At 64.5% G+C, this 22,188-nt stretch carries 19 protein-coding genes; 10 read left to right on the forward strand and 9 right to left on the reverse strand.

Annotated features, from left to right (window positions below; translation table 11 throughout):
* Positions 1 to 2: 2 nt before the first annotated feature.
* From XH90_RS07135 to tarD, 3 genes are all read left to right on the forward strand, one after another.
* Complete coding sequence (locus tag XH90_RS07135; RefSeq protein WP_194479878.1) at positions 3 to 479, forward strand: glutathione peroxidase; 477 nt, start codon at positions 3 to 5, stop codon at positions 477 to 479.
* Positions 476 to 733 (forward strand): DUF3297 family protein, encoded by a 258-nt coding sequence (locus XH90_RS07140; protein WP_194479880.1) that lies wholly within the window; start codon positions 476 to 478, stop codon positions 731 to 733. Before XH90_RS07135 ends, XH90_RS07140 begins: the two co-directional genes overlap by 4 nt.
* Positions 734 to 852: 119 nt before the next feature.
* Positions 853 to 2,022: a D(-)-tartrate dehydratase gene (gene tarD / locus XH90_RS07145; RefSeq protein ID WP_194479882.1), complete on the forward strand. Its 1,170-nt coding sequence runs from the start codon at positions 853 to 855 to the stop codon at positions 2,020 to 2,022.
* A gap of 89 nt (positions 2,023 to 2,111) precedes the next feature.
* On the opposite strand, the gene XH90_RS07150 is transcribed toward tarD, so the two are convergent.
* A complete protein-coding gene (locus tag XH90_RS07150) occupies positions 2,112 to 3,464 on the reverse strand; it encodes a malonyl-CoA decarboxylase (RefSeq protein ID WP_194479883.1) in 1,353 nt (450 codons plus the stop codon).
* A gap of 124 nt (positions 3,465 to 3,588) precedes the next feature.
* On the reverse strand, positions 3,589 to 4,416 hold the full coding sequence (locus XH90_RS07155) for a helix-turn-helix transcriptional regulator (RefSeq protein WP_194479885.1): 828 nt from the start codon (positions 4,414 to 4,416) through the stop codon (positions 3,589 to 3,591).
* 60 nt (positions 4,417 to 4,476) lie between these two features.
* Between XH90_RS07155 and XH90_RS07160 the strand changes: the two genes are divergently transcribed.
* A complete protein-coding gene (locus XH90_RS07160; RefSeq protein WP_194479887.1) occupies positions 4,477 to 5,649 on the forward strand; it encodes an MFS transporter in 1,173 nt (390 codons plus the stop codon).
* Between the two features lie 14 nt (positions 5,650 to 5,663).
* Here XH90_RS07160 and XH90_RS07165 read toward each other — a convergent pair whose 3' ends face one another.
* Positions 5,664 to 6,512 (reverse strand): SDR family NAD(P)-dependent oxidoreductase, encoded by an 849-nt coding sequence (locus XH90_RS07165; RefSeq protein ID WP_194479889.1) that lies wholly within the window; start codon positions 6,510 to 6,512, stop codon positions 5,664 to 5,666.
* A 129-nt stretch (positions 6,513 to 6,641) separates the two neighbouring features.
* Here XH90_RS07165 and XH90_RS39595 point away from each other — a divergent pair, with 129 nt between their 5' ends.
* Positions 6,642 to 6,767, forward strand: coding sequence for a hypothetical protein (locus XH90_RS39595; RefSeq protein WP_256442508.1), 126 nt, complete (start codon positions 6,642 to 6,644; stop codon positions 6,765 to 6,767).
* 177 nt (positions 6,768 to 6,944) lie between these two features.
* On the opposite strand, the gene XH90_RS07170 is transcribed toward XH90_RS39595, so the two are convergent.
* Together XH90_RS07170 and XH90_RS07175 are read right to left on the reverse strand one after the other, a co-directional pair.
* Positions 6,945 to 10,109, reverse strand: coding sequence for an efflux RND transporter permease subunit (locus XH90_RS07170; RefSeq protein ID WP_194479890.1), 3,165 nt, complete (start codon positions 10,107 to 10,109; stop codon positions 6,945 to 6,947).
* A gap of 13 nt (positions 10,110 to 10,122) precedes the next feature.
* A complete protein-coding gene (locus XH90_RS07175; protein ID WP_194479892.1) occupies positions 10,123 to 11,316 on the reverse strand; it encodes an efflux RND transporter periplasmic adaptor subunit in 1,194 nt (397 codons plus the stop codon).
* A 253-nt stretch (positions 11,317 to 11,569) separates the two neighbouring features.
* Here XH90_RS07175 and XH90_RS07180 point away from each other — a divergent pair, with 253 nt between their 5' ends.
* From XH90_RS07180 to XH90_RS07195, 4 genes are all read left to right on the forward strand, one after another.
* Positions 11,570 to 12,361 carry an ABC transporter substrate-binding protein gene (locus XH90_RS07180; RefSeq protein WP_194479894.1) on the forward strand — a complete coding sequence of 264 codons (792 nt, stop codon included), beginning with the start codon at positions 11,570 to 11,572 and terminating at the stop codon, positions 12,359 to 12,361.
* A 170-nt stretch (positions 12,362 to 12,531) separates the two neighbouring features.
* Positions 12,532 to 12,705 carry a hypothetical protein gene (locus XH90_RS07185; RefSeq protein ID WP_194479895.1) on the forward strand — a complete coding sequence of 58 codons (174 nt, stop codon included), beginning with the start codon at positions 12,532 to 12,534 and terminating at the stop codon, positions 12,703 to 12,705.
* 103 nt (positions 12,706 to 12,808) lie between these two features.
* A complete protein-coding gene (locus XH90_RS07190) occupies positions 12,809 to 14,518 on the forward strand; it encodes a phospholipase C (RefSeq protein WP_194479896.1) in 1,710 nt (569 codons plus the stop codon).
* Between the two features lie 18 nt (positions 14,519 to 14,536).
* Positions 14,537 to 15,880 carry a cytochrome-c peroxidase gene (locus tag XH90_RS07195; protein ID WP_194479898.1) on the forward strand — a complete coding sequence of 448 codons (1,344 nt, stop codon included), beginning with the start codon at positions 14,537 to 14,539 and terminating at the stop codon, positions 15,878 to 15,880.
* Here XH90_RS07195 and XH90_RS07200 read toward each other — a convergent pair.
* The 3 genes from XH90_RS07200 to XH90_RS07210 all read right to left on the reverse strand — a co-directional run bounded on the left by XH90_RS07200 (position 15,877) and on the right by XH90_RS07210 (position 19,092).
* Positions 15,877 to 16,950, reverse strand: coding sequence for a hypothetical protein (locus XH90_RS07200; protein ID WP_194479900.1), 1,074 nt, complete (start codon positions 16,948 to 16,950; stop codon positions 15,877 to 15,879). The genes XH90_RS07195 and XH90_RS07200 overlap by 4 nt on opposite strands.
* A gap of 91 nt (positions 16,951 to 17,041) precedes the next feature.
* Positions 17,042 to 18,583 (reverse strand): flavin-containing monooxygenase, encoded by a 1,542-nt coding sequence (locus tag XH90_RS07205; RefSeq protein ID WP_371748358.1) that lies wholly within the window; start codon positions 18,581 to 18,583, stop codon positions 17,042 to 17,044.
* A 59-nt stretch (positions 18,584 to 18,642) separates the two neighbouring features.
* Positions 18,643 to 19,092, reverse strand: coding sequence for a cupin domain-containing protein (locus XH90_RS07210; protein WP_194479904.1), 450 nt, complete (start codon positions 19,090 to 19,092; stop codon positions 18,643 to 18,645).
* Between the two features lie 187 nt (positions 19,093 to 19,279).
* Here XH90_RS07210 and XH90_RS07215 point away from each other — a divergent pair, with 187 nt between their 5' ends.
* Entirely contained in the window at positions 19,280 to 20,305 is a 1,026-nt protein-coding gene (locus XH90_RS07215) for an AraC family transcriptional regulator (RefSeq protein ID WP_194482612.1), read from the forward strand.
* Positions 20,306 to 20,311: 6 nt separating this feature from the next.
* Here the strand turns inward: XH90_RS07215 and XH90_RS07220 are convergent, their stop codons facing one another.
* Positions 20,312 to 22,165, reverse strand: coding sequence for an ATP-binding protein (locus tag XH90_RS07220; RefSeq protein ID WP_194479906.1), 1,854 nt, complete (start codon positions 22,163 to 22,165; stop codon positions 20,312 to 20,314).
* Positions 22,166 to 22,188 lie beyond the last annotated feature (23 nt).

The following is a 22,188-nucleotide window of genomic DNA, read 5'->3' on the forward strand; positions in this document are numbered from 1 at the left end:
CGATGTCTGATCTCTACGACTTCAAGGCCAATTCGCTCGCGGGCGAAGAAGTGTCGATGCGCGCCTACGAGGGGCAGGTGCTCCTGATCGTCAACACCGCGAGCAAATGCGGCTTCACGCCGCAATATCGTGGGCTGGAAGATCTGCACCGCGACCTCTCACCGCGCGGCTTCTCGGTGCTCGGCTTTCCCTGCAACCAGTTCGGCGCGCAGGAGCCGGGGCAGGCGGCCGAGATCCAGGCGTTCTGCTCCACCAATTACGACGTCACCTTTCCGCTGTTCGAGAAGATCGACGTCAACGGCGCCCACGCGCATCCCTTGTACGAGTACCTGAAACGCCAGCAATCCGGCCTCTTGGGCGCCTCCATCAAATGGAATTTCACCAAATTCCTGGTGGACCGTGCCGGCCAGGTGATCGCGCGCTACGCGCCCACCGCGCGGCCGGAAGGATTGCGGCAGAAGATCGAGACCCTGTTATGAGCGAGACATCAATGAGCGAAGAATTTCCGGACCGCCTGTCGGTCGACCCCAACAGCCCCTATTACAACGCCGATATCCTCCAGCGCGACGTCGGCATCCGCTTCAAGGGCGTCGAGAAGACCAATGTCGAGGAGTACTGCATCAGCGAAGGCTGGGTCCGCGTCACCGCCGGCAACGCCAAGGACCGCTACGGCAACCCGCTGACCATCAAGGTGCACGGGCCCGTGGAGCCGTATTTCAGGGACAAGAAGTAAGCACCTCAAGCTCTCTCCTCGTCATTGCGAGGAGCCCTCGCGACGAAGCAATCCAGAATCCATCCGCGGTGACAGACCGGATTGCTTCGCTTCGCTCGCAATGACGAAAGGAATCCCCCATGTCCGTCCGCATCGTCGACGTCCGCGAAATCACCAAGCCGATCTCGTCCCCGATCCGCAACGCCTATATCGACTTCACCAAGATGACGACGAGCCTCGTCGCCGTCGTCACTGATGTGGTGCGCGACGGCAGGCGGGTCGTCGGCTACGGCTTCAACTCCAACGGCCGCTACGGACAGGGCGGCCTGATTCGCGAACGTTTTGCCGCCCGCATCACGGAGGCCGATCCGAAGTCGCTGCTCAACGTATCAGGCGACAATCTCGACCCCGACAAGGTCTGGGCCGCGATGATGACCAACGAGAAGCCGGGCGGCCATGGCGAGCGCTCGGTCGCAGTCGGCACCATCGACATGGCGGTGTGGGATGCGGTGGCGAAGATCGCGGGCAAGCCGCTGTTTCGTCTGCTGGCCGAGCGTCACGGCGTCAAAGCCGACCCGCGCGTGTTCGTCTACGCCGCCGGCGGCTATTACTATCCCGGCAAGGGCCTATCGATGCTGCGCGGCGAGATGCGGGGCTATCTCGATCGCGGCTACAACGTCGTGAAGATGAAGATCGGCGGCGCCGATATCGACGAGGACCGCAAGCGTATCGAGGCCGTGCTGGAAGAGATCGGCAAGGACGCGCAGCTTGCCGTCGACGCCAACGGCCGCTTCAATCTCGAGACCGGCATCGCCTACGCCAAGATGCTGCGCGACTATCCGCTGTTCTGGTACGAGGAGGTCGGCGATCCCCTCGACTACGCGCTGCAGGCCGCCCTCGCCGAATTCTATCCCGGCCCGATGGCGACGGGCGAGAATCTCTTCAGCCACCAGGACGCCCGCAACCTGATCCGCTACGGCGGCATGCGCCCCGACCGCGACTGGCTGCAATTCGACTGCGCTTTGTCCTATGGCCTGTGCGAATACCAGCGCACGCTCGAAGTGCTGAAGACCCACGGCTGGTCCCCCAGCCGCTGCATCCCCCACGGTGGCCACCAGATGTCGTTGAACATCGCGGCGGGCCTCGGCCTCGGCGGCAACGAGAGTTACCCCGACCTGTTCCAGCCCTATGGCGGTTTCCCGGACGGCGTCCGCGTCGAGAACGGCCACATCACCATGCCCGACCTTCCAGGCATCGGCTTCGAGGGCAAGTCCGATCTCTACAAGGAGATGAAGGCGCTGGCGGAGTAGCGGTGGTCGTTGGACTACGACGACTGCGCTATCCACTCCCCATGGAATCTTCGCCACGCTCGCAATGGCGTGGAAAGTGCGTTTGCCCCCTACGACAGCCGCATGTCCAGCAGCCGTCGTCCCTCGCCCTTGAGCAGCTTCTTCACTGCGCTGGAGGCCACGACCTCGCCGTCATTGGCGTAGGCTTCGTGGTTCTTCTCGATGTCGTCGAGGCGGTAGAGGTAGTTGACCATCACGCCGGCGGATTCGCGCAGGCCCTTGGGCGAGAGGTCCCCCAACCAGTTGATGCGCTCGAGGCGCGCGCCGTTGCCGAGGTGGAAACGGGCGACGGAATCGATCAGGCGGCCCTTCGCCGTGCGCGCCTTCAGGAAGTAGTGGGCGGCGAGCGGCTCGATCACGCCGCGCAGCTGCGCCGTCGTCTCCGGGTTCTCGAACCATTTGGGATCGTCGAGGCGCTTGAGGATCTCGCGGTCCTCCTCCGACAGCGGCAGATCCTTGTCCTGCTTGATCCATTGCATGAAGCCCGGCACCGGCGACAGCGTCACGAAGGTGTCGAGCTTCGGCGTTTCGCGGCGCAGCTCCTCGACCACCTGCTTGATCAGGAAGCTGCCGAAGGAGATGCCGCCGAGACCGCGCTGGGTGTTGGAGATCGAATAGAATACTGCGGTGCGCGCCTTCTCGATCGGCAGGTGCTGGCGATCGACCGCCAGCAGCGGCGCGATCGCGCCGGGAATCGTCTCGGTCAGCGCCACCTCGACGAAGATCAGCGGCTCGTCGACCATCGCCGGATGGAAGAAGGCGTAGCAGCGGCGGTCGACCGGATCGATGCGGCGGCGCAGATCGTCCCAGTCGCTGATCTCGTGCACGGCCTCGTAGCGGATGATCTTTTCGAGGATGTTGGCCGGGGTCGACCAGTCAATCCGGCGCAGCACGAGAAACCCCCTGTTGAACCACGACGAGAGAAGATGCGAGACGTCGCGGTCGAGCGCGGCGAGATCGGTGTGTCCGTTCATCATGCCGAGCAGGTCGGCCCGCATGGCGACGAGATCGCCGGTGCCGCCCGGCGCGCGGTTGAGACGGCGGATCAGCTCCTGTCGCCGCGGTTCCGAGGCGAAATGCAGCGCGCTCGCGTCCTCGTCGCTCGGTTGAGTGCGCCATTTCTCGATCGCCTTGGTCAGGCGCTCGTGGTCCGGGCCGAAATCGCGCACCAGCCCTTCGAAGAAGGCGCGGCGGCCTGCCGGATCCAGCTCCTGGTAGATGTCGAGAACCTCTCGCGCCATGGCGGTGCCGGAGGCCTCGCCCCGGCCCGACAGCAGCGCGCCGCAGAGCTCGATCAGCCCGTCGGCATCCTGCTTGGCGTCGGTGGCATCCCCCCGGCGCAGCAGCGTGCGGCCGCGCTCGGAAATTGTGGCGAGCAGGTCGGAGAAGAAGGCATTGGCCATCTGGGCTTTTCGAATCCGGGTTTGTGCGGTGCGGAAGCTTACACGGGATTTAGGCGGATGCCGATCACAATCAAGCGGTGGAGTTTTGTATCTTTAGTGGTGCCATGCATCCCCGAAGACGCAGTCATGCCCCGGTCAGGCCGGGCGATGACACCGAGTGCGTGGCAAACTCCGTCGGCGTCCGTCCCGTCACCTGGCGGAACGCGGCCGAGAACGCGGGCACGCTGGCATAGCCGAGCTGCGTCGCGAGCTGCTTCACCGATACATTCGCGTCGGTCGACAGCCTCCGGATCGCCGCCGCGATCCTGGCACGCTGGCACCAGCTCTTGAAGCTGAGCTGTGTCTCCGTCGAGAAAAGCCGCGACAGCGTGCGAGCGGAGGTGCCGACCTCGCGCGCGAGCGTGTCGATGTCGTGGAGCCCGGTGGGATCGTCGAGCACGATCATCGCGGCGCGCCGGCAGCGCGGCTCGTGCGGCAGCGGCACGAAGGTCGCGGAATCCTCGGCCTGGTGCAATTCCAGCATCACCAGGCGCACCAGCAGCTCGGTGCGTTCCTCGGTGTTGCGCGGGTCGAACAGCGCGAGGATCGCCTGGTTGAGCAGCGGCGACACCCGCACCACGAATTCCCGGGTCAGTCCCTCGTAGCGCTTTTCGCGCTTCAGCCAGGCCACGTCGAAATACAGCGTGCGCATCTCGATGTCGGCGAGCAGGTCGATGGCGTGCTGGAGCCCGGCCGGCACCCAGACCGCACGGTCCGGCGGCACCAGCCAGCGCCCCTCGGGCGTGTTCACCTGCATCGTGCCCTTCGCCGCATAGATCAGCTGGGCCTCGCGATGCATGTGCAGGTCGATCCGCATGCCTCTCGGATAGTCGCGCGCGACCAGGTGCACGCCCGCGGTGGAGCGGTGGTTGCCCTGGACCTCCCTCAGGATTGGCGTTTCCAAGACAGTCATTGGCAGCATCCCGTCATGGCTCCGACATATAACTCATTTCGGAGCAGGAGAGGATTCCGAATGAACAGCCCCGTCAGGGTCATCAGTTTCGTCAATGCCGGTCATTTCATCGACCATTATGCGATGCTGATCTTCGCCGCCGCCGTGATCATCATGGGGCCGGCGCTCGGCATGGCCTATTCGGAACTGCTTCCCTACGCGACCCCCGGCTTCATCGCCTTCGGCGCGGGCTCGCTGCTGACCGGCTGGCTCGGCGACCGCTGGAGCCGCCGCCACATGATGCTGATCTTCTTCGTCGGCATCGGCGCCTCCATGATCTCGGTCGGCTTCGTGCAGACGCCGGTGCAACTGGGCGCCGCGCTGCTCGCGATCGGCGTGTTCGCCTCGATCTATCACCCTGTCGGCACCGCGATGATCGTGTCCTATGCCAACAGGCTCGGCCGCGAGATGGGCATCAACGGCGTCTGGGGCAACCTCGGCGTTGCATCCTCGGCGCTGGTCACCGGCGTGATCGGACAATATCTCGGCTGGCGCTTCGCCTTCATCATTCCCGGCATCGTCACCATCCTGATCGGCATCGCCTTCGCGATGCTGGTCGTGCACGAGGACCGCAAGGGCTCGAAGCAGGCGGCCGCGCAAGCGCGCGTCGCCAAGCAGGACATGTGGCGCGTGGTGCTGTCGCTGCTGATCGTCGTGATCGCGATCTCGACCACCTTCAATGCCGTCACCGTGGCGCTGCCAAAGCTGTTTGCGGAGCGGCTCGCGGACCTGACCAGGAGCCCGGCGCTGTTAGGGGTCATCGCGGCCTGCGTCTACGTGTTCGGGGCGATGACGCAGTACACGATCGGCCGGCTGCTCGACCGCTATTCCCTGAAGACGGTGGCCTTGCCGCTGTCCTTCATGCTGGCGCCGTTCCTGTATCTGGCCGCAAGCCTGAACAATCTGCCGCTGATCCTGGTGTCGATCGGCATCGTCATGGGTGCGTTCGGCCAGGTCACGGTGAACGACGCCATGGTCGGCAAGTACACCAGCGAAGAATGGCGCTCGCGCGCCTACGCCGTGCGCTATTTCATCGGCTTCACCGCGGCCGGCGCGTCGGTGGGCCTGGTCGCCTGGCTCTACGAGCAGGGCGGCTTCGTCACCATGCTGCACGCGTTTGCGGGCCTGTGCCTGCTGGCGATCGCCGCCGCGATCATCCTGCCGCGCGAGATCAGGACGCCGGCGGCGGCGTGAGCGAAGGCGCGCGCTCAATGTTTCGGGTTGCGGCCGCGGATGTGGTCAAAGCCCTGCTTGATTGCGGCGAAGCGCGCTTCGACGATCGGCTCGAATTCGAGGTCGGTGAAGATATATGGCCAGTCGTTTTCGACGCCTTCGCGGACGAGTTCACCGACATAGAGGGGATCGATGCCCTGAGAGACGCGTTCGCGGATCAGGTTGATCCGCTCGGCGACGGGGCCGGAAGTCGGCATGGCAGGAACGCCCTCCTCGAAGCGTTTGGGGACATTGCGCCTTGAGTTGATGATTTGAGTGCGGATGAACCCGGGACACAGCACCGATACGCCAATTCCGCGGGGCGCGAGCTCCTGCCGTAGTCCCTCGGACAGCGCGACAACGCCATACTTTGAAACGTTGTATGCAGTGCTTGCCCCTGAAATCAGGCCGGCGATCGAGGCTGTGGAGACGATATGTCCACCTTCGCCATGCCGTTCGATCAACGGCCCGAAGATCTCGATCCCCCAAATGGTCGCCATCAGGTTGACGCCGAGGGTCCAATTCCACGACGCCTCGGTCCAGGCGCCATAGGGCCCGCCGCCGCCGACGCCCGCATTGTTGACGAGGATATGCACCTTGCCGTAGCGGGCAGTCGTGGCTTCGGCGGCCGCCACGAGTTCGGCTTTGAGTGAGACGTCGGCTTTCACGCCCTCGACATCGACGTTGGTGAGCTTCAGTTGCTCGAGCGCTGCGGACAGAGCCTCTTCTTCAATATCGCAAAGCATGACCTTCGCCCCCGCCTGGGCGAAAGCGGTCGCGATCCCCAGGCCGATACCTGACGCTGCACCCGTCACGAACGCAGTCTTTCCAGCGAGTTCTTTCACGCGCATTCTCCTCCGGCAAGCCGAGACTTTTGCACTGAAACTTCAGGTTGTTTCCGGAGGGCATATGATCGCACTTTCGAGCGATTTGGAAGCCTGCCGGATGTCCGCGTCTGGCCGCGCGGTGCCGTGATGGGTGTCGACCGTATCAAGGCCGACCACCTCTCCTTCGGCGGCGTTGCCGACGCGGTGCTGCGGCAGTCGAAGGCCCCGGTGCTGCTGGTCTCCAGCGGCGAGGCGCCAAGCGAGAAGGCCTGAGCGACGCTGCGCTCGCAACGACGGAGGTACACGTCACGAACGCCTCCCATGATGCCATTATGCCGGTGTTTTGCCCGACGGTGCAAGCAATTTTCGGCAAAAGCGAATATCTCGCGCCATTTCAACCCCATGTCTACTGTGCATGGGGTTGTTTTGGCGATTTCGGCCGAGCAGCCTTCAGGACTTCAGGACTTCACTTCCGCTGGCCGCTTTCGCCTTCTGCGCCTTCTTCGAGGCGCGCCAGTTCTCGAAGCGCTGCACCACCACGAAGAAAGCCGGCACGAACAGGACCGCGAGGCAGGTCGAGGCCAGCATGCCGGAGAACACGGTGATGCCGATCGACTTGCGCGCGCTGGCGCCGGCGCCGGTCGCGAGCACCAGCGGGACCACGCCGAGAATGAAGGCGAACGACGTCATCAGGATCGGACGGAAGCGCGCGCGTGCCGCCTCGATCGCAGATTCGATGATCGGCTTGCCGTCGCGGCCGTGCAGCTCGAGCCCGACCTCGACGATCAGGATCGCGTTCTTGGCCGACAGCGCGATCAGCAGGATCAGGCCGATCTGGCAGTAGAGGTTGTTGTCGATCTTGAGGCCCGAGAGGATCAGCATCGGCCCGAGCAGCGACAGCGGCACCGCGAGGATCACCGAGATCGGCGCGTACCAGCTCTCATACTGGCCGGCGAGCACGAGATACACCAGCAGCATGGCGAGCCCGAACACCCAGTAGATCTGGTTCGAGACCGCCTTCTCCTGGTACGACATCGCGGTCCATTCATAACCGGTGCCCTGCGGCAGCGTCTTGTCGGCGATCTCCTCCATCAGCTTCAGCGACTGGCCGGACGAGTAGCCCTGCGCCGGCAGGCCGATCACGGTCGAGGAGGGATAGAGATTGTAGAGGCTGATCAGCGACGGCCCGGTGGCCGGAGTAATCGTGGCGACGGTACCGATCGGGATCATGTCGCCGTTCGAGTTGCGCACCTGCATGTTGGCGATGTCGCGCTCGGTGACGCGGAAGGCGGGATCGGCCTGGGTGTAGACCTGGAACACGCGGCCGAACTTGTTGAACTGGTTGACGTAGGACGAGCCGAGATAGGTCGACAGCGCCGCGAACACCTGGTCGGTCGTCACATGCAGCGTCTGGGTCTTGATGCGATCGATCTCGACGTTGAACTGCGGCACCGACGAGCGGAACGAGGACTGCACGCGCTGGAGCGCGCTCTGGCTCTGGCCGTTGTTGACCATCGCGCCCGTGATCGCTTGCAGCTTGGCGAAATCGCTGTTGCCGTCGCGAAGCTCGACCTGCATCGAGAAGCCGGCCGCGTTGCCGATGCCTTGGATCGGCGGCGGCGGCAGCACCAGGGTGCGCGCCTCCATGATATCAGCGACCTTGTCGTTGAGGCCGTAGACCAGCGAGCGCAGATCCTCGCCCTTGCCGCGCGATTCCCAGTCCTTCAGGATGATGTAGGCGACGCCGGCATTGGCAAGGCTGGCGCTGTTGTCGAGCGCGGAGATGCCGGCGATGGTGATGACCTGCTGGACGCCGGGCGTGCCCTTGATGATGTCGGCGGCCTTGTCGAGCACCTTCTGGGTTCGCTCCAGCGAGGCGCCGTCGGGCAGCTGCACGGCCGCGATCAGATAGCCCTGGTCCTCGATCGGCAGGAAGCCGGTCGGCACCCGCGACAGGCCGTAGCCGCTGCACCCGATCACGACGAGCGCGAAGGCGACCGAGATCGTCGCGTGCTTCACCAGGAAAGTGATCAGCCGGGTGTAGCCGCGCTCGACCTTGTCGTAGACCGCGTTGAAGCCGCGATAGAAGAAATTGCGCTGCTCCGGCGGCACCGTCGGCCGTAGCCACAGCGCGCACTGGGTCGGCTTCAGCGTCGCGGCGTTGATGGCCGACAGCAGCGCGGTCGCCGCGATCACCAGCGCGAATTGCGAATAGATCCGCCCGGTGAGACCGGCGAGGAACGAGGCCGGCAGGAACACCGAGATCAGCACCAGCGTGATGCCGACGATCGGCGCGAACAGCTGGTCCATCGCACTGATCGCGGCGTCGTGGCCGTTCATGCCCTTCTCGATATTGTGGGCCGCGCCTTCCACCACCACGATGGCGTCGTCGACCACGATGCCGATCGCCAGCACGATCGCGAACAGCGTCGACATGTTGATGGTGAAGCCGAGCGCCGCCATCGCGGCGAAGGCGCCGATGATGGTGACCGGCACCGTGGTCGCCGGCACCAGCATCGCGCGCCAGTCCTGCAGGAATACCAGGATCACGACCAGCACCAGCAGGCCGGCCTCGATCAGGGTCATGTAGACCTCGTGCACCGAGGCGTTCACGAATTTCGTGGTGTCGAACGGCGTGTCGTATTTGATGCCCTCCGGAAACCGCTTGGCGAGCTCCACCATCTTCTTCTCGACGGCCTGCTCGACCTCGAGTGCGTTGGCGCCGGGAGACTGGAATACGCCGATGCCGGTGGCCGGCTGCTTGTTCAGCGAGAAGATCTGGCTGTAGGTCTGCGCGCCGAGCTCGACCGAGCCGACGTCGCGCACGCGCGTGACGTCGCCGCTGGTGCCCGTCTTGACGATGATGTTCTCGAACTCGCTGGTGTCGTCGAGCCTTCCGTTGACGTTGAGCGTGTACTGGAACGCCTGTCCCGGCGGTGTCGGCGGCGCGCCGACCTGTCCGGCCGAGACCTGCTGGCTCTGCTGCTGGATTGCGTTGATGACGTCCTGCGGCACGAGGCCGCGCACCTGCAGCCTGTTCGGATCGAGCCAGACCCGCATCGAATACTGGCCGGCGCCGAACACCGTGACGTTGCCGACGCCGGGCAGGCGCGAGAGCTCGTCGCGGATGTTGATGGTGGCGTAGTTGCTCAGGTAAAGGCTGTCGAACGTCTTGTCCGGCGAGGTCAGCGTCACGAACAGGAGGATCGAGGTCGACCGCTTCTGCACGGTGACGCCCTGGTTCTGCACGGCGGACGGCAGTTGTGACAGGGCGCTGGAGACGCGGTTCTGCACCAGCACCTGCGCGAAGTTGAGGTCGGTGCCGATCTTGAACGTCACGGTCAGCGTGTAGGTGCCGTCGGAGCCGCTATAGGACTGCATGTAGAGCATGTCCTCGACGCCGTTGACCTGCTGCTCGATCGGCAGCGCGACGGTGTCGATCACGGTCTTGGCGCTGGCGCCGGGATAGCGCGTCGTCACCTGCACCGTCGGCGGCACCACATCGGGGTATTGCGCGACCGCGAGGTTGAACAGCGCGACGCCGCCGATCAGGATCATCAGCAGAGCGATGACGTTCGAGAGGACGGGCCGTTCGATGAAGAACTTTGAGATCATGACGCGCGGCCTCTCACTTGCCCGAGGCCTGCGGCTGCTCGATCTTGGTCTGCTGCGGGTCGATCTTCTGGCCCGGGATCACGCGCAGCAGCCCCGACGTGACCACACGGTCGTCGGGCTTCAGGCCGCTCTCGATCACGCGCAGGCCGTTGTCGGCGGGACCGATCTGCACCTTGCGCTGCTCGACGACGTTGTCCTTGTTGGCCACCAGCAGATAGCGGCCGCCCTGGTCGCTGCCGAGCGCCGTATCGGGGACGAGGAGGGCCTCCTTCTCCTGGGTGAAGGGCACGCGGACGCGGACGAAATAGCCTGGCAGCAGCACCCGCTTGTCGTTGGGCACGATGCCGCGCACGGCGAGCGTGCCGGTCGACGAGTTGAGGGTCGGCGCGACGTAGTCGAGCTTGCCCTCATGCGGATAGCCGGTCTCGGTCTGCAGGCCGATTTCGATCGGGAGCTGCTTGAGATCGGTCGCGGTCATCCCGCGGCGTTGTGCTTCGGCGCGGATGCGCAGCACGTCCTGCTCGTTGACGGTGAAGTTCACATAGATCGGATCCATCGCGACGATGGTCGCGAGCTGGGTCGGGGAGGAGACGCCGACGAGCTCGCCGATCGAGACCAGATGTGCGCTGACGATACCGTCGAACGGCGCAGTCACCTTGGTGTAGCCGTAGTTGACCTCGGCGAGCCTGGTGTTGGCCTGGGCCTGCTGGAGGTTGGCCTGGGCGTTGTCGCGGGTCGATGTCGAGGTGTCCAGGGTCGCCTGCGAGACCGCCTGTCGCTGCACCAGATCGGCCTGCCGCTTGTAGTCGGCCTCGGCCTGCTTGAGCGAGGCCTGTGCGCCGGTCTCGGCGGCCTGCGCCTGGTCGAGCTTGAGCTTGTAGGTTTCGGGTTCGATCGTGAACAGCTGGGTGCCCTGCTTGACGAAGGTGCCGTCGGTGTAGTCGATCGTTTGCAGAAATCCCTGCACGCGCGCGACCAGATCGACGCTCTTGATCGGCGCGGTGTTGCCGGTGGCCTCGACATAACGCGTGAGCGGGCGCTGCACCGGCGTGGCGACGTCGACCTTCGGCGGCGGCGGGGCGACATACGCATTCTTGTCCTCGCAGCCGGCGAGGGCAGCCAATGCGGCCAAGGCAGTCAGCGCTCGCCCGATCTGTCGCCACTCTTCGTTCCGATGTGCGAGAGAAGCGGGATTCGCGCAGGTCATTCGATGGCCCCCGATGATTGTCTGTCGGAGCGGCAGGCTAGCAACAAATCACCGGCCGTGGAACACCATAGCCATGGCAGTCACAGCCCTTGCGTTGCAGGGAGCGGCGTGACCTTTGACAGATTTGTCACGATAAACCGCTTTTCACCGAGCGCATGATCGACCAGAATTGTGTCAAAGGCCGCATGCCCTGGCGCGAGGACCGACTTCAGGCAATCGGACAGCACAAGAAGAAACGCGAGGAGACGATGATATGCCAACGCCATTCCGGTCGGCCTGCGCCGGCCTCGCTCTTGCCGCCACGGTCGCGATGCCCGCGCTAGCCGATGGCCTGAAAGACGAGATCGCTCCGACCGGCAGACTGCGGGTCGCGATCGCGATCAGCCCGGCGGGCGGGGCGTTCTGGTCGACCAAGACCGAAGCCGGCTATGCCGGCGTGCCCGTCGACCTCGGCAAGGAGATGGCCGCCCAACTCGGCGTGCCCGTCGACTATGTCGTGCACCAGAATTCCGGACAGATCACGGATGCCGCCGGCAAAGGCGCCTGGGACGTCACCTGGTTGCCAAAAGATCCCGAGCGCGAGACCAGGATGATGTTCGGCCCGATCTACGAGGTTGCGGACGCCACCTATATCGTCAAGGCGGGGTCAAGCATCACCAGTTTCGCCATGCTCGACCAGCCCGGCATCAAGGTCGCGGCCGTCAACGCCACGACCACGATGCGCGGCGCCGTTGCTCATCTGAAGAATGCGAAGGTCACGGGTTATCAGACCTATGATGAAATCTTTGGCCTGCTGAAGGGCGGCGAGATCGATGCCTTCGCGCTGTCGCGCGACCAGCTCAACAAGATGGCGCAGAAGATTCCGGGGACCAAGGTGCTCGACGAGACCTTCAAGAAGACGGTGACCGCCGTTGCCGTCCCGCTCGGCCACAGCCAGGCTCTGGCGTTCGTCACCAGGTTCATGAACGAGGCCGTAACCAACGGCACCTTGCGCAAGGCCTATGATAACAACGGGCTGAAGGACGCGCCGATCCGCACCGAATAGGCCGGCCATATTGGATTTCGCCGGGCACACATGCATGGACACTGGATTGCAGCTTCGATGGTGTCGCTGCTCTTGACGATGCAGAGCGCTCAGGCCCAACCGCTGACGATGGATCCTGAAATGATCGTCCCCGTTGCCGTCCCGGTTCGGCATGGAGCCGCCTGCGTCCGATGTGCCGCCCGAATTCCGGCCGCGGCGCGGCCGACAAGATCATGCAGTTCTGGCTCTATGCCGACAACGACCGCCTCTACAAGCAAGAGCTGATCGGCGAAACGGCACCTCCGCTGCCCGAGTCCGGTCACCTCGAGATCGAGCCGCCGCGGGCGAGGCGTGCCTGTGAATAATTTTGTCCGAACAACTGCGCAAAATGTGTTTGCGTCAAACTGACACAGCTCTGTCACCCGTGATCGCTAGGGTCGCGAGGTCAATCCCTCGGGGCAAACAGAGATGAAAACCAAATTCTTGACGACGGCTGCGGTTCTCGCGGCCGCGACGACGCTTGCCTGCAGCATTCCGGTGTTCGCCGACGATTTCGATCGTGACCATGATCGCGATCATCATGCGCATCACATGCACACCGAAACGCCGATCAAGCATCTCGTGGTCATCTTCAACGAGAACCGCTCGTTCGACCATTATTTCGCGACCTATCCGCATGCCAGCAATCCCTCGGGCTCGATCCCCTTCGTGCCGAAGCCGCATACGCCGAAGGTCAACAACCTCGCCAACGCCAATCTGCTGGTGAACAATCCGAACACCAATCCGGCGAACGGTGCTGGCGCGACGGACCCCTTCCGGCTCGACCGCACTCAGGCCAACACGCAGTCGCAGAACCACGCCTACACCGCGGAACAGCAGGCCTATGACAACGGCAAGGCCGATCTGTTCCCGAAATATACCGGACGCGGCACCTCGGGCGGCGTCGGTGCGTTCGGCACCACCGGTCAAGTCATGGGCTATTTCGACGGCAACACCATCACCGCACTCTGGACTTACGCGCAGCACTTCTCGATGAACGACAATGCCTACACCGACACCTACGGTCCGTCGACGGTCGGCGCGCTGAACGTGATTTCGGGCCAGACCAATGGCGCGGTGGCCGTGCTCGGCAATGCAGCGACGCAAATCATCCCGGACGGGCAGGGAGGCCTCACGGTGATCGGCGATCCCGGTCCCGCTTATGATCCTTGCAGCACCCCGGGATACACGACGCAGGTCACGATGACCGGCAAGAACATCGGTGACCTCCTCAACGATGCCGGCATCAGCTGGGGTTCGTTCATGGGCGGCTTCGATCTGGCCGTGACCAACGCGAACGGCACGACCGGCTGTGCGCGCAGCACGTTCTCGACCGTGGTCGGCGCTTCCAAGGCGGACTACGTCCCGCATCACGCCTGGTTCCAGTTCTACAAGTCGACCGCCAATCCGAACCATCTGCGGCCCAGCTCGGTGCAAGCGGTCGGTCACACCTACGAGAAGGACGGCAAGACCCTCGATCCCGCCAATCACGGCTACGACATCGAGGATTTCTACGCGGCCGTAAAGGTCGGCAATTTCCCGGCGGTGTCTTACGTCAAGCTGCCGGCCTACCAGGATGGCCATGCCGGCTATTCCGATCCCCTCGACGAGCAGCAGGGCATGGTCGAGCTGATCAACTTCCTCCAGAAGCAGCCCGAGTGGCGCGAGACCGCCGTCATCATCACCTACGACGATTCCGACGGCTGGTATGACCACGCTTACGCCAGGCCGAGCAGCGCTTCCTACGACCCGACCGCCGATCAGCTCAACGGTGCCGGCCAGTGCGGTCTCGGCGTCACCAAGCAGCCTCAGCTGCCCGGTGTCGGCGGCAAGCCGGTGAACGGCCGCTGCGGCCCCGCGACCCGCGTGCCCTTCATCGTGATCTCGCCCTACGCCAAGACCAACTTCGTCAGCCACGCCGCCATCTCGCAGGCCTCGGTGGTGCGGTTCATCGAAGACAACTGGCTCAAGGGCAAGCGTCTCGGTGGCGGTTCGTTCGATGCCACCACCGGGTCGATCATGGACCTGTTCGACTTCGAGCATGATCACAGCCATGACTTCCGGACCGACGCGCTGTTTCTCGATCCGACCGCCGGCACGGTCATCGTGAGCCCGCCGGACGAGCATCACCACCACTAGCCCAACGGTACGCATTTGATGAACAGCCGCTCCATGTGGCTCCTCGGCGCCGGCCTGCTCTGTCTGGCCGGCGCCGTCCTTGCTGCCGAGACGGAGGGGCTTGCGGAGGCAAATCTGGTCGGTGCGAATCCGAATCCGGTTCGCCTCATGCGTCCGCCGGTCGCGCCGCTGTCCGCGATGGCTCTCCTCGGCAAAGAGATCTTCTACGACGCCTCTCTGTCGTCTTCAGGCAGGCTCTCCTGTGCGTCTTGCCACAGTCCGGATCACGCCTACGGACCGCCGAACGACGGGCCGGTGATGCTTGGCGGCATCGACCTGACGCGGCAAGGCGCACGCGCCGTCCCGTCGCTGACCTATCTGGAGCGCCAGCCGAATTTCAGCATCGGGCCCGACAAGGGCGATGACGACAACATCATTGATCTCGCGCAGATGGCGGCGCTCGGCCAGCAGTCCGTGCGCACGACCAAGACCGCGGGCGGCACCGGCGCGTCGGCGAACATCGTGCCGCAGGGCGGCCTGTTCTGGGACGGCCGTGCCGACACGCTCCAGGATCAGGCGCTGTTCCCGCTGCTCGATCCCAACGAGATGGACGGCGGCAGCGCCGAGATCGTCGCGGACAAGCTGCGGCACGCGCCTTATGTCCGGCGCTTCGTCGACCTGTTCGGCGCCGGCGTGCTGAGGAACCAGCGGCTGCTGATCGCGGAAGCGATGTTCGCGGTGGCGCGCTATCAGGTCGAAGAGCCGAGCTTCCATCCCTACACCAGCAAGTACGACTACTGGCTCGAGGGCAAGGCGCGGCTGTCGGAAAGCGAATTGCGCGGCCTGCAAGTGTTCAACGACCCCGACAAGGCCAATTGCGCCGGCTGCCATACGTCGGCGCCGACGCGCGACAGCCTGCCGCCATTGTTCACCGACCATCAGTATGAGGCGCTCGGCGCGCCGCGCAACGCGGCGCTCGCCGGGAATCGCGATCCCAATCATTTCGACCTCGGCGTCTGCGGTCCGCAGCGCACCGATGTCGCCGCGCAGACGCAATATTGCGGCATGTTCCTGACGCCGACGCTGCGCAACACCGCGACGCGTCATGCCTTCTTCCACAACGGCGTCTTCAAGACGCTCGAAGAGGTGCTCGACTTCTACAATTTCCGCGACACGAATCCGGAAAAGGCGTTTCCGCGCATTGCCGACGGCACGGTGCGCAAATACGACGACCTGCCCGAAAAATATCACGCCAATGTCGACGTGACAGATCCGCCCTTCGATCGCCATCCCGGCGACAAGCCGGCGATGACGGAGCGGGACGAGGCCGACATCATCGCATTCCTGAAGACGCTGACCGACGGCTACAAGCCGGAGAATTAACGCCCCTTGATCTCCGCGTATTTCACCATGGCCTTCTCGAACTTCCGCTTGAACAGCCACATCGCACCCAGGATCTCGCGGAAAGTCGCCGAGCTTCGCGCCCGGTCCGTCCTGCCGAAGGCGAAGATGCTGTTGTTGCGCAGGTGCTTCATGATGGTGGGATTGGATACCCGGTAGTTCAACAGGTCGCCTGATTTGAGGGCCGATCGCGTCGGCGTCGGGATGATCTGGATCAGCTCGAACAGCTTCATCTGCTCGATCGGATCGGGCAGCGTCTTCACGATGACAGGGATCTCGGCAAACAGTTCCGCATGCGCGTTCATGAGGCCGTCGCGCACGTTGGTCCAGTGGTTGAAGCGGCGATCAATGCCGCGGGACCGTGCTTCTTCCTTGTCGTCGCGCGCATTCAATGCGGGATCGGCGGCCGCGATCGTACCCTTGATCGCCTCCCATTTGCGCTGACCGTTGCGGTCCTCGGACGGGCCGGTCTGGAAGCTGCCCATGTAGCTGTTCGAGCGCGCATTGCGGACGTTCTGCTTGCCGTTCGTCTCCGCATAGAACAGTCCCAGGCTGATGAGGCCCGCGGCGTCGGCGTCAACGGGTTTGAGCCCCTTGGCGCGTGCGATCGCAGTACCGAGGTCGACGACGTCCTTGAACGGCGTCGCCGAATTCTGTGCGCTCGCGGGCGGCGCCTCCATGACGTCGAAGATGTCGGCGTATTCGTCGACCAATGGCTCGATTGCGGAGTCGAAATAGGCCGGCGGAATCCCGAACTTGTTCGGCTTGCCGATCCGCGACGGCACGGCGTCGGTGAGATCCTTGTAGGTGCTGATGACAGCGACGCGTGCCAGGTAAAGGGCCTGGCCCGGCAGGTTCGGCAGCTTCTGCTTCGCCTCGATCTGGCGGCGCCGCTCGGCCAGGATCGATTTGAAATCGCCGAGCGCGCGATCGTAGGCGGCTTGCGCCTCCGACTGCGCCGGCGTCAGCGCTTGCGCCTGGCTCGTGGCCGCCGCCGTGAAGAGCAGCCCAAGCACCGCCATGACTGTGGCGATGTGGCGTCGTCGTTCCATGGCTGCCTCCCACGTCCAGGAGATTCGCTGGTCATGGGATCGTAAGCATCAAACCCGCGGCCTGGCGAGCCGCAAATCGGGCTCTCCGATCTCATCCCGCCGCCCGATACTCCGGCGCCGACGCGAGGAACCTGGCATAGTCATCCGCGTCCGGCGGGAGAAAGTGTCCGGCGGGTCCGCCGCGCTTCTGCGTCTTGGCGCCGATGTCGGCCATCAGCTCGTCGAAATGACGGTAGTGATACGGCGCGACGCAGAGGCCGCCATAGACGCCCGCGGCCGGCCGCTCGACGCGCTTGAAATGCAGCATCATCTCGATGTTGTCGCGCATCTGCTGCGCCGTCGGCTGGTTCTCGAGTTGCCCATCGGCATAGCGCACCAGCCAGTTGGCGGCGAGGTCGGCGCAGAGCACGGTGCAGAACGACGAGTTGAAGCCGACGAAGCCGAGGTCGGGCAGATCAGGATTGGCGATCAGGCGATAGAGCCGGTACTGTCCGTCCGCATCGAGCAGCTTTTGCCGATAGGCGTCGGGGAGGAAGGGTACGCCGAGCTTGTAGCCGATCGCGAGCACGGCGACATCGGCACCGATGCGCTCGCCGCCGCTCATCACGATGGTGTCGGCTTCACAATGATCGAAGCTGCCGAACACGGCCTTGATGCGGCCGTCGGCGACCATCGGATAGAAGCCGGGCGTGGCGATCGGGACCGAGCAGTTGACGCCGTCCTCGATCCGCTCTTTCGGCACCATCTTGCACTTGTTGAGCTTGAGCTGCGCCTTCAACAGGCTCTCCAGCCCCCGCCAGTTCGCCCAGATCAGCGGCGCGGCGAGGCGGTACGCGAGCCGCGACATCGTGCCGATGCCCCAGCCCGGAAACATCTCCTCCTGTGCGCGGATGTAGAGGATGCGCTTGAAGTTCACGAGCCCGCCGATGAAATAGGGGATGCGCCAGACCGGCTCGCGCATCACGATGGTGACCTCTCGCGCGCCTGATTTCACAGCGTTCACCGCAATGTCGGTCGCCGATTTCGATCCGCCGAGCACGACGACGCGGCGTCCCTTCGCCAGCATGGGATCGCCGTATTTCGACGAGTGCAGGATCTGTCCGCCCTGGTCCAGGAAACTGCCTTCGCCGCGGCAATGCAGCTCGCGCGGCTCGTTGAACTGTCCGGTGCACACAGCGACGAAATCGAAATCCTCGTTCGTGATGGCGCCGTCCTTGCCTGATAGCGCCAGTGTCCAGCCCGGTTTTCCGTCGGTGCGCCGCGCCATGCCGGCGACCGCAGTATCGAGGCGCAGCATGCGGTCAAGGCCGAAGCTTTTGGCGTAGTCGGCGAGATAGGCGTGCACCTGCGGCCCGGTCGGCCATTCCGGATAGGCATCAGGCATGGCGCGATCGGTGTAGCGATAGAGATCCTTCGGGCTTTGCGTCTGCACATCGGGATAGGAGCGTGCGGGCTCCCAGACGCCGCCGAGATCGGCGCTGCGTTCGACGATCGTGACGCGGTGGCCGCGGGTGGAGAACGCCTTTGCGGTGGCGAGGCCGGATACGCCGGCGCCGATCACGCAGACATGCTTGGGGCTGACCATGGGATGGCTCGCAATCGATGTGTTTTGCGCGCAAGCGGCCTCGTTCAGCCGCAAGGCGCGGCCGGCGGAGCTGCAAGCAGATGAAAGCGGACGAGGAGGCGAGGCGCCTAGTCGTTCGCCTCGGGCGGCAGGAAGTCGACCTCGTGCAGCGCCGAGATGCGTACGACTTCGGCGGGGTCGGTCAGATTGTGCAGCTGGTTGAACAGCGCCTCCAGCTTTTGCATCGGCGAGACCCAGAACAGCGCGCGGCACGGCTTGTCGGACTTGTTGAAATAGCCATGCGGGATGCCGCGGGGCATGCGCACGAGATCACCCGCATGAGCCTTGACCCAGACGCCGTCGAGCTTGAGGTCGAGCGTGCCTTCCTGCACCAGGATGAACTCGTCCTGGGTCGGGTGGATGTGCACCGGCACGAACTGGCCAGGATCGCTGTTGGTCTCGAACGCGAAGGTGGAGTCGGTGACGGCCTTGGGGAAATACACCTGGCCAAGGATGTTCCAGGTCTTGCCGCCGTAGCCTGTGCCGTTCGCGGTAATGCCCTTTTCGAGTGCAGTCATGGCTCGCCTCCTGTTGAATTCCGGCGAGGATGGAGCTTCGGCCACGTGCGGGCGGCTGTCTATCCGCTAAACGAATCCGGACATGGCTGTTGCCATGCAGCACGACGATCTTGCGACATGGCCCTTTTCGCGCCCTGCGAACTATTATAGGCTTAAAGCAATTCCGCGACGCGAAGCGTGGTCGATGATGTCCGCAGCCGTGCTGGAAATGAGCGCAAGGCCACCCGCATCCGAACGGCTTGCGGCCTTCGCGCGCGTCGCCACCGACGATGTCGATGAGGCGGCCGAACAGATCGGTCGCATCTTCTGCCCGCATGATCTCAAGCCCGCGCAGGCCCGTGCGTCCGGATTCTCCGCCCGGCACAATTGCGCGGCGTTTGAAGGCTTTTCCATCAACTACGTCAGCTATGGCGGGACAGTCAGCATCGATCCCGGTTGTCTCGACCGCTTCTTCCTCGTGCAGATCCCGCTCACTGGTACCGCTCACATTTCTGCGGGCACCGGCGGCTTCGATGTCGCGCCGGTCAAGACGGCGTCGCTGCTGTCGCCGACCATCCCGACCCGGATGATCTGGGCCGATTGTGCGCAGATCATCCTGCTGCTCGACCGCCGCATGGTCGAGCAGCGGGCTGCGGCGCTGTCGGGCCGGGCGGCCGGCGCAGTCGAGTTCGATCCGGTCATCGACCTGAACGCGCCCGAAGGGCGTGATCTCCGGGTCCGGCTCGATGAGTTGATGCTGCTCGCCGAGCGTCTCGGGCCGTCCGGCCTGATGTCGCCGGTCGCGATGGCGGACTGGCGCGAGGCGCTGCTCGATCGCCTCCTCACTGGCCAGCGGCACGGCCTGTCGGATGCGATCAGGACGTTCTCGGGGCAAGCCGAGCGCCTGCCGCGCGCGCTCCGCGCCGCGCGGGACTATCTTGCGGACAATGCCGACGAGCCGCTCGACCTCGTACAACTCGCCTGCGCGTCCGGCGTCGGCATCCGCGCGCTTCAGCTCGGCTTCCGCCGTCACTTCGGCGTTTCGATCTCGGAGATGCTGCTCGATATCAGGCTTGCCAGCCTTCACGCCCGGCTCGCGCAAGCGCCACCAGAAATTTCCATCACCGGCATCGCCTTCGATCTCGGCTTCACCCATCTCGGTCGCATGGCCGGTGCGTACCGCGCAAAATTCGGCGAGACGCCGTCGGCCACGCTGCGACGGCGGATGAGCTGACGGCGGTCATTCGTTCCCGCGATCGTCGCTCGTCTGTTTGCGCAAGAAGCCCTCGACCTCGGCCTGCACCGAATAGGGCGTCGGGATCGCATCGCCCGCGGCATCGACGGCGGTGTCGAGCGAGCGGCGCAGCATGCGTGCAAGCTCGGCCTTGCGGTATGGCTTTGTCAACAGCGGTGCGCCCATGGTGGCGCCGCCCGGCGCGTGCTGGGAGTCGTGTGCGTAGCCCGACGTGAACAGCACCCTGAGCGACGGCCGCGCGGCCACCATCCGGTCGGCGAGCTCGCGCCCGTTGATGCCGCCGCCCATCACGATGTCGGTGAACAACAGGTCGAATGGCGTGCCGTCGGCCGCGATCGCAAGCGCTTCGGCGGCGTTGGCGGCGGGGATGACCTTGTAGCCGAGGCTTTCGAGCTGCACCGTGACGTAATGGCGGACGTCGCGGTCGTCCTCGACGCAGAGGATGGTCTCCGTTCCGCCGACGATCTTGCGCGCATCATAGCTCGCGGGGCGAAGGGCGCTGGTTTCGGCCTTCGGCAGATAGATCGCGAAGATCGTGCCGCGGCCTTCCTCGGATCTGACCTTGATGCCGCCGCCCGACTGTTTGACGAAGCCGAACACCATGCTGAGCCCGAGGCCGGTGCCCTTGCCGACCTCCTTGGTCGAGAAGAACGGATCGAAGATGCGCTCGACGATCGCCTGCGGAATGCCAGTGCCGGTGTCGCCGATCTCGATCTCGACATAGTCGCCGGGATATCCGGCGCCGACTGCGACGGCTTCGCGCACTCCGAACACCACGTTGCGCGTCGTCAGCATCAGGCGGCCGCCCAGAGGCATCGCGTCGCGGGCATTGATCGCGAGGTTGAGCAGCGCGGAGGAGAGTTGCCCGCGGTCGGCGAAGGCGAGCCAGATATTGCCGTCGAACTTCCGCACGATCTCGATCTTCTTGTCGAAGGTCGCCAGCAGCAGCTTTGAAAGCTCCTCGAGCAAATCGTTGACGTCGATCTCGGCCGGATGCAGCGCCTGCTTGCGCGCAAAGGAGAGCAGGCTCGAGGTCAGCGCCGCGCCGCGATCGGCGGCCTCGCTGATCAGCTTGGCGATGGTGGCGAGCCGCGGATCGTCCTTCACGGCGTCGGCGAGGATCTCGATCGTGCCCGTGATCACCGTGAGCATGTTGTTGAATTCATGCGCGATGCCGCCGGTGAGCTGGCCGACTGCTTCCATCTTCTGGGATTGAATCAGCTGCTCCTCTGCGGCGCGCTTCTGCGTGATGTCCTTGACGAAAACGTTGATGATGGTGCGGCCACCGAGGCGGAGCGCTGTGCTCGACGCCTCGATCAGGATCTCGTCGCCGTTGCGGTGCACGAGGCTCGCCTCGAAGCGGATACCGATCGGGGTGTCGGACAATTCCGGCAATATTCTCATCATGCGTTGTCTGAAGCCCGATCGCAGCGGCTCGGCGACGAGCAACTCGACGACGTCGGCGCCGATCGCCTCGGCCCGCGACCATCCGGTCAGGGCTTCGGCCTGGAGGCTCCACTCCAGCACGATGCCGCGCTCGTCGGTCTGCACGAAGGCGTCGAGCGCGGTCTTGATGACGGCTTGCGTCATCTGCGCGCTGTCCGCGCGTGCCTGCAGCTGCTCGGCCAATTGCGCGTCGAAGTGCTTGTTCCGTGATGTCGCGATGCTGCCGGCGCAAAGGCGCGCAAGCAGCACCGCAGCGGCCGCACTTGCAAGCAGGGCAACGAACTGGGCAACGCCGAATCCGGGTCCGGTCACGGCATAGGAGGCGGAGAGAGCCACGGCGGTCACGACGGCCTGCGCGGCCATTGCTGATGTCAGAAGCCCCCTGAGTTTCATGCTCTCGTACCACCGACGTCAGC

It is taken from the genome of Bradyrhizobium sp. CCBAU 53338, from assembly GCF_015291665.1.
GTDB lineage: Bacteria > Pseudomonadota > Alphaproteobacteria > Rhizobiales > Xanthobacteraceae > Bradyrhizobium.